The sequence below is a fragment of the Pseudomonas sp. 1L-B-1-E-C1 genome, assembly GCF_057291835.1.
This window is the reverse complement of the sequence record NZ_JBXAWN010000001.1, coordinates 774,994-782,644: the sequence shown is the minus strand read 5'-3', so window position 1 is coordinate 782,644 and position 7,651 is coordinate 774,994. Positions and strand designations below refer to the sequence as shown.

Below are 7,651 nucleotides of genomic sequence, written 5' to 3'. Positions count from 1 at the left end.
AAGGTGAGGGAACATGGATCAGTTGGCACTCAAGGCAATCGAGCGCATCGCCGCCGAACGACGCGCGCCGTATCAGCACATCACGGTCGAGCGGATCACGCCGATCATCGGCGCCGAGATCGGCGGCGTCGATCTTTCGCAGCCGCTGAGCGACGAGCAGCTCACGGAAATCCGCCGGGCCTTTCTGGAGAACCACGTGGTGGTGTTCCGCGATCAGCACCTGACGGTGGACGAACACAAGGCGTTTGGCCGGCTGTTCGGTGAGCTGCGGGCCCTGCCGGTGGAAGACATCGACGGCGATGACCCGGAGCTGGTGGTGATCCGCGCCAATGCGCAATCGCGCTACGTGGCCGGCGAAACCTGGCACACCGACGGCACCGCCGATCTGGCGCCGTCCATGGGCTCGATGCTGTACGTCAAGGAAACCCCGGCCATCGGCACAGGCGGCGACACGCTGTTCGCCAACATGCACCTGGCGCTGGAAATGCTGTCGCCGACGATGCAGCAGTTTCTCGGCGGATTGACCGCGATCCATGACGGTGCGATTCCGTGGAAGGGCTATGAGGCGCCGGCCAATCTGCCGAAAACCGAACACCCGGTGGTGGTTCGCCACCCGGAAACCGGGCGCAAGTCGCTGTTCGTCAATTCCGGGTTCACCTCGCACATCGTCCAGTTGTCTGACGGTGAAAGTCAGGTACTGTTGAACATGCTGTTTGACCTGGTCGCCCGCGAACCGGTCGTCAGCTGTCGCGTGCGCTGGGCGCCGAACAGCCTGGTGTTCTGGGACAACCGCTGCACACAGCACCATGCGGTCTGGGATTATTTTCCACACTCGCGGTATGGCGAGCGGGTGACGATTCTGGGGACGCAGCCCAAGGCTTGAGTCTAAAAAACCGGTGGGAGCGGGCGCCGTTCCCACCGCTCATTCACAGACCTTGTTTGAGCAGTTGCTCGACGATCAACTCGCCGAACGCCAGATTCCCGTGCAACGGGTCATCCACCTCGCAGTACGCCGGAAGCTGAAAACCCAGCTCATCATTCGCCGCCGCGCGCACGTCGATCAGCTCGATGCCGAGTCCTTGCAGGCGCTCGATCAGCAGCGCCTGCGCGGCCATGAACACCCGTGGGTCGGACAGCTCCGGCACCCGCTGCGGCGGCAGCACGGCGAACACCTTGAGGTTCAGCGCCCGGGCCTGCTCATAAAACGCCACCGCAGGCCGGGACAAGGTGTCGATGATGGACTCGAACAGCGGCCCGGTGAGAAAACCTTCGTCGAATTCGCCGTCCGGCGTCTGGTAGCAGGTCCAGTTCGGTACGGTGGCGAGATAATGCAGGCTCAGGCCGATGGTACTCACCAGCGGCACCCCGACCTTCGCCAGTTGCGGTACTTCGAATGGCTCAAGGGCCTGGCGATACAGGCGCTCCATCTCGACGTCCCGAAACACCACGTCATGACGGGTCAGGCTGAAGAAATCCACCGCGAAATCCCGGCCGGTGCCCAGCGGGCCGCCACTGAAAGGCAACTCGCGGGCCTGCGCTGCCTTGCCGATGACCCCGGCATGGGAATCGCCCAGCAGCAGAAACCTAGGCGTAGTAATCGAGCACGGCGTCTTCACAGACAAGCTCCTCACTGGACACGCAGGTGGAGGCAACGCTGGTTGACGCCTGCGGAGGTTGAACCGCATCGAGCCCGGCGAAAAACTGCCGCATGACAAATGCCACGCCTTCAGGCGTGACCTCCCGCTGGTTGGGTTGGTAGAACGCGCCCTTGAAAGGTGTGCCGGTGATGATTTCGTAGGAGGGGAAATAGTCGACGTCGTGCAGGTCTTCGCACAGCTGCCCGGCAACGGCGCGCAGGACTGATTTGGAATAGGTGGTGGCGCTCAACACATGCTCGCCCGTGGCGGTTGCCGTCAGGGGCACCGGTGAAACGGTGAGCAGCAGACGCAGTTGCGGGTTGATCGAACGCATCAACTCAAGCGCCCTGACCATGTCCCCATAGGTGTCCATGAAGCCGAAGTTGCAGAAGCAGTGCAGCTGCGGATCGAAGGTGCCGCGCACGGTGCCGGGGCACACGGGATACACCAGACCGGTCTGGCGGTTCTGCCAGGCTTCGGTCAGGCCCAGGGTGAACACGAACACTTTGGCGCGGCGCAGGGCGGTGCGGATGGCATCGAGGGTGGCTTCGCGCGAGGCGAACAGTGCGTCCTCGCTGGCAAAACCGTCGGGTTCCACGGCGGGGCGGAACGGGTCGAAGAAACGCCCGTCATGGGCCCAGGTTTCGTCGGGTGGCAGGCTCACGCCGAGCGCCCATTCCAGCCATTGGCACAGCATCGCCGGAGTGTACAGATTGCCGGTGCGAAACGAGAAAACCCCATAGTTATGGGCCTTCCAGTCGGTTTCGGGCAGTCCGGGCGGGGCCGGTTCGGCATCCAGCCAGTTCATGCCGCGTTCGCCCAGCGCCCGGCCGATGTGCTGGGCGAAACACGAGCCGGCGGTGACGATGGCGTCCTTGTTGCCGATCTCGAATTGTGGCGTCCACAGTTGATCGATGTTCAGCGCGGGCTTGTCAGCCACGGCGGTGCGCCAGAAAGCGCGGGTTGGCAGGCACTGATAAGGGTTCACGAGGAGGGCCTCCTTGGCGGTCGCTGATAAAACCGGTCAGCTGATTTGATAGCGGTAGATCAGGTCGTCAAACCACCGATCTCCAATCTGATAGGCCTGCGGCACGCGGCGCTCGAATACAAAACCGCATTTCTCCAAAACCTTGCAAGACGCGATATTACCGTCGGTCACGGTCGACTCCAACGAGTCCAGGCCGATGGCCGCGGCATAGTCGATGATCGCCTGCCGCGACTCGGTGCCAAAGCCTTTGCCCTGATGCTCGGGCAACAGCAGGCAACCCACCTCGGCATGCCCCGGCGACAGGATGCGGAATCCGGTCACACCCAGTTCCTGCCCGCTGGCCCTGTCGATCACTACCAGACACAACCAGTGATCCGACTGCGGTCCCCAGGCCGGAAGCCGATGCTCGAAGCCTTTGCGCACCTGGTCCTCGGCGATTTCACCGAACACATACTGCATGGTTTGCGGCTCGGAATGCAGCCTGAGGAACAGCGGCCAGTCGGATTCGACCATCGTGCGCAGGTCCAGGCGTTGCGTGGTGAGCTCAAGCATCCGCAGCTCCTTGCAAGGGCGGAAAGGGAAGACAGTTTTTTACTGGGTGTGGCGCGAAAGATCAATGATGCAGCGGATTTGCGCTGGTGCGCTGGCGCGCCGGCAGCCGACAGCGCTAGTCTATTCCATGGACTTTTCACAAATCAGTGTGGTGGTTTCCTCGCTGTGGATGATGCGCAGGACCGAAAGCGATCCGGACTTCGCAGTTTCGACGACATCACCCACGACAGCTTGATGATTGAGGGTTATGAATCCAATCAACTGTTTTTCCTGATCCTTAAGGCGGTAATCATATTTGCTTGTACAGAACTCTTCTGCCGTAGGCCTTGTTTTGAATTCGTGTTCTGTTGATTTGAAATAATCTTCATCACGCTCGGCGTGAAGAAGAGAGCGCTGATAGGCACCCAGTTTTGAAAGTCGCGATTCTATCTGTTTGTTAGCCAGCAAGAAGGTAAAAACGCCCAGGAGCCCGGTGGCAACTGCAAAAATGAAAGCGGGAACTGAAAAGTGAAGAATCAAGGAAAATGTGCCCAATATTGGCGTGGCTAAAGCGATGAATTTGAATATTCCTGCGTAGGTCGTGTTTTCAATGTCCCAGATGTACTTTCGCTCGTTTTTTCCAGAAAGGGTCTTATACAAAAAGAAAATAAGTATGTTGGAAACCAGACTGGCCGAGAACAAAACCGCCGAGGCGATCAGCGCCGGCTTCGACAGTGTGTCAGTCGATGCGCTGAATAAGGCAAGGAAAAATGCAAAAGAGATGGCCCCGAGTACCGAGCTCATGTGCTGTTGCTGGGCGATGATTGTTCCGTCTTCGTAGCCGGATTTGAATTTGATGAGTGCAAGCTCTCTGGCTGTTTTCCCGTTTATTGTCGGCTCGGATTCTTGGTTGCCGTTCAATTTCAGCTCCTTTTGAGTGAATACTTTTCCATAGATCGAAACCAGCGGCGTAATGTTTGCCTGCACAGGACGATAACGTTAATGGGCACTGCGAGGAATAGACGGTACCGATTTTTCTGTGGCCGCAGTCCGACGACTTTGACCGGGCCCGACTGCTCAATCCCAATCTGGCGCCAGCGTGGTATCTTGAGTGCAGTCTCAATCGCGGCCGCTCCGGCGCGTACAATTGCTACTGGAACGGCGAAGTAATCGATTTCGCACAGTAGCGCTAAACTCGCTGACAATCCCACAACCCGAAATAAAGTCTTCGGCTCCCGGCGTATTGGTTCGCGACGCCGGGGCGACCGTTCAGGTTCACAAGCGGCAATGTTTTCGATCTTCACAATCGTTCAACGCTCGTGGACAATCCACGCTCTGTTCCGGGGTAGTTCAGCGGTAGAACACTCGGCTCTTAACCGGGTGGGCGCTGGTTCGAATCCAGCCCCCGGACCCACAACATCGCAGGCTCGGAAGGACTCATGCTCAGGGACGATAGGGAATCGAATGCGAACGCCGGCATAGGTGCCGGCTATGCAGCCTTTCAACTGTCTCGAGCACTCACTGCACCGGGCCTCGACAATGACGGACAGACGAGCAAGCGCATCGAGCGCTGGCGCAATGTAATCGAGCACATATTGCAGGGATCGGCGTCGTATGGCTCACGAACTCCATTCGCGGATGTGCCTGAGTGGGTCACGCTGGAAGTCGTCACTGGAGGTTTCGCCACTGGGCAGTTCTTGGCCGGCGGTGCACTGACCGAGTACGAGCGACAGTTGGCTGCTTCGATTCCTGATATCCGTCCTGGCTTCGAGCGACTCGATCTCAACACTTGGCACCTTACGGAGGAGGGGATCGAGGTACTGCAAACGAAGCTGGCGAGCGGGGATTATCGAATCGAGGTGCCCGAAGAAGCTGCACTGCTGACCGTGGCCTGGTTGCTGGGGCAGCAACGTACAGAGAGTGCATGGGACCTGGTTGAAGCGATAGCGCCTTTCTTTGAACAGCTGCGATTCTTTCCGATGGCTTCTGACGGTTTGCCGCTTTCTTCAGGGCAAGTGCAGGCTTTTACTGTCGGTGATGTCAGGGCCGTGCTGTCAAATCGCCCGGCACAGGCGCGCGTGGCAGTGCAGAAGCATGTCGTTGAAACTCGTTTACCGCTTTACGATTCGGCGGTGTCGCTGTTCCTTTTAACGTATCAGGATAATTGGCCTTGTCGCCGGTACCCCGAGGGCTGGTTTGAGCAGGCGAATATTCTGAAGCGGCAGTTCGATGCTTCTTGCCCCAGCGCTTCAGGTGAAGCTGAAAGCTCAAGGGATCGGGCAGGGGAGTTGTTTGCACTGCTGGGGAGTTGCGCAAGCGATGTGGCGTCGCTTACGGGACGGCAAGTCGGACGAATTCGCAGGATCGTCGACGATTTCGTACGCAAGCATGGTCATCCCGAATCCGAATCTCATCAAAAGCACAGAGACTCTCAACGCAGTCACGTGTCCGCACCCGGTCACCATCTATTTGCTAAAGCGGTTGCCGCACGTCTGAGCAGGTATCCCGGTTCGGACGGAGTTTCCGACTTTTCATCTCTGCTGCAACCCGTTACCTGCGAAGAAGCGAGCGCATATTCGCTGTTAACAGGTATCGGCATTCCTCCTGATATTCGTCGACGCGTCAAGCGGTGTCGAAAGGGCACAATTGCCGAGTTGATCGAGAAGGGATTGATTACATCCGGGGATACCGTGGCGCGGCTGCTGCCAGCGATAACGGCTGAGATCTGCAGTGCAGGATTTCGCGCTATGTCGCTGCGGATGCTCTCTGTAGCAACCTATCGCGCCTTTCGACAACGCCGATCATTGTTGCTGTTGGATCTGCAAAGTCAGGTCAGGATGAATGAATTGCCGTGGGTGGCGGCTGTTGAAGTCGAGCGTAAAACGGACGCGGTGGTCGCTGACGCAGCCAGACAGGTCCTCATCGAATCCGCAGCAATGACCCTTTGTGCTTTTCCTCAAGCGATCCTGCCCAACAAACTGATTCAGGAATTTGCCGCGCTTGCGGCGATGGCCAAGCTGGATCTGCCTTTTGTGGAAGAAGTCGCCTCGGACATTTTCATGGGCGCTTTCTCGAACAAGTACATAAGAGCTGCCAGGCAGGCGGCATCTTTGACAGGTGGCACGCTATACGCCAATTACTACGACATTGATGCAAGCCAATTGGCGATGCTTCCTGATCAACCGAAATCCAGGCGCAAAAGGTTCTCCAGGCCTGACGCTAGTACCAGGGACGCATTGGCCAGATTGTGCTCCCAGCGCGCTGATGAGGGCCTGGGGACATGGCGACCGGCGACTAACGGGAAAATCATTGAGCAACAACAGATCCTGACGACACAAAACCTCTCGCTCTTATTTGGTGAGCTTGGGTTGAAAGCGCTATTGCAGGATCGCCTGGCTTCGATGGCCGAGGAATGCTTCAGATGGATATGCATACGCCAGCAGATGAAGTTGAGGTTTTATCACTCCAGCCTGGTGATGATCAAAAATACAGCGTACGCGTGGCGGCAGATGGTGTTTTATCTAGCGATGCTCGATGAGGCAGAAATGCAATTCGCGATTGAACGTATCGAAGCTCATTTCGCGACTCAGCTTAGTGCATTTCGTGAAAGGTTCCTGCCGGCGATTAGAGGATTGCGATTAGCAGCTTCTGGCACACCGTTAACCGAGTCTCGCCAAGCAAGCGAAGGTGCTCAGGTTTTTATCGGATGGACTACCGAGAGACATTGGTTGTTGAAGCTGCAAATGAATGGCGTTGCTTAGACTGAGAGGTTGGGAGTGGTGGATGTGATATCTGAAGCATGAGGCTATTCGCATCCGTGATTTAACATAATATACATTACACGTAACAAGATGTTGCGAGATTAGCGTGGTTCTACGAGAGATTTGAATCTGCGTCGTCGCTTCAAAACGAGCTTTCCAGCACAGCTCTCATTCATCTATTCATCATTACGTGTCAGCTTTTCAATCAGCGCTCCATGCGGCGGAAACCGCGCGGTCAGTTCTGTGCGATCTCCGATTTCCATATCCGCGAATTCAACTCCGGTGATACAGCTACGCTGATCAAGCCAAAACCATTCGAGCCTTCCAGCAATCGTGATGCTTTCCAGCTTCTGCCGGGTACATTACTTCCACCGGTGCGACGCCACCGAGTACAACCTGATACACGCCGACGGCTCATTAATGCAAGATGTCGGACTGGTTGAAATGGAACTGGCCCACCGGCGAATCCTCAGTGAGCAAAAAGTAAATCGAGGTCAACAGATAGCGCGGGCAGCCTGGCATTTGGAGCCAGTCTCGGTCGTCAGACTGAAAGGTCCTGCGGTAATAACCGCCTTCAACATGAGGCTCAAGATTCAGCGCAGCAATCACATCAGTTGCGTTCGGCTGACGTTGAATCATGGCCTTCTCCGTATATCTGACTAAATTCTCTGTTAGCTCAACTAAACGGTCATTTAGTGTAGTTAACGTATTATCGACGAAGATCGATGCAATTA

At 56.9% G+C, this 7,651-nt stretch carries 6 protein-coding genes, 1 tRNA gene and 2 pseudogenes; 3 read left to right on the top strand and 6 right to left on the bottom strand.

Annotated features, from left to right (window positions below; translation table 11 throughout):
* Positions 1-13: 13 nt before the first annotated feature.
* A complete protein-coding gene (locus AC0Z4S_RS03385; RefSeq protein WP_083352789.1) occupies positions 14-883 on the top strand; it encodes a TauD/TfdA dioxygenase family protein in 870 nt (289 codons plus the stop codon).
* Positions 884-926: 43 nt separating this feature from the next.
* Here the strand turns inward: AC0Z4S_RS03385 and AC0Z4S_RS03380 are convergent, their stop codons facing one another.
* The 4 genes from AC0Z4S_RS03380 to AC0Z4S_RS03365 form a co-directional block, all read right to left on the bottom strand.
* Entirely contained in the window at positions 927-1,616 is a 690-nt protein-coding gene (locus AC0Z4S_RS03380) for a hypothetical protein (RefSeq protein WP_485622027.1), read from the bottom strand.
* Positions 1,585-2,625 (bottom strand): GSCFA domain-containing protein, encoded by a 1,041-nt coding sequence (locus AC0Z4S_RS03375; RefSeq protein ID WP_485622026.1) that lies wholly within the window; start codon positions 2,623-2,625, stop codon positions 1,585-1,587. The genes AC0Z4S_RS03380 and AC0Z4S_RS03375 overlap by 32 nt, the downstream gene beginning before the upstream one ends.
* 36 nt (positions 2,626-2,661) lie before the next feature.
* Entirely contained in the window at positions 2,662-3,177 is a 516-nt protein-coding gene (locus AC0Z4S_RS03370; protein ID WP_042609959.1) for a GNAT family N-acetyltransferase, read from the bottom strand.
* Between the two features lie 120 nt (positions 3,178-3,297).
* Entirely contained in the window at positions 3,298-4,077 is a 780-nt protein-coding gene (locus AC0Z4S_RS03365) for a hypothetical protein (RefSeq protein ID WP_485622025.1), read from the bottom strand.
* A 418-nt stretch (positions 4,078-4,495) separates the two neighbouring features.
* Between AC0Z4S_RS03365 and AC0Z4S_RS03360 the strand changes: the two genes are divergently transcribed.
* Positions 4,496-4,570 (top strand) — tRNA-Lys (locus AC0Z4S_RS03360).
* A gap of 25 nt (positions 4,571-4,595) precedes the next feature.
* The gene (locus tag AC0Z4S_RS03355) at positions 4,596-6,917 is read left to right on the top strand and encodes a hypothetical protein (RefSeq protein ID WP_485622024.1); all 2,322 of its coding nucleotides are present in this window, start codon (positions 4,596-4,598) and stop codon (positions 6,915-6,917) included.
* A gap of 176 nt (positions 6,918-7,093) precedes the next feature.
* On the opposite strand, the pseudogene AC0Z4S_RS03350 reads toward AC0Z4S_RS03355, so the two are convergent.
* A pseudogene (locus AC0Z4S_RS03350) lies at positions 7,094-7,281 on the bottom strand (cupin domain-containing protein); the annotation flags it as partial.
* 56 nt (positions 7,282-7,337) lie between these two features.
* A pseudogene (locus tag AC0Z4S_RS03345) lies at positions 7,338-7,556 on the bottom strand (cupin domain-containing protein); the annotation flags it as partial.
* Between the last annotated feature and the right edge of the window lie 95 nt (positions 7,557-7,651).

Bases quoted from the DNA above. Each gene is read 5' to 3' on its own strand.
- AC0Z4S_RS03385 (WP_083352789.1), top strand. From the start codon at position 14: ATGGATCAGTTGGCACTCAAGGCAATCGAGCGCATCGCCGCCGAACGA.
- AC0Z4S_RS03370 (WP_042609959.1), bottom strand. From the start codon at position 3,177: ATGCTTGAGCTCACCACGCAACGCCTGGACCTGCGCACGATGGTCGAA.
- AC0Z4S_RS03355 (WP_485622024.1), top strand. From the start codon at position 4,596: ATGCTCAGGGACGATAGGGAATCGAATGCGAACGCCGGCATAGGTGCC.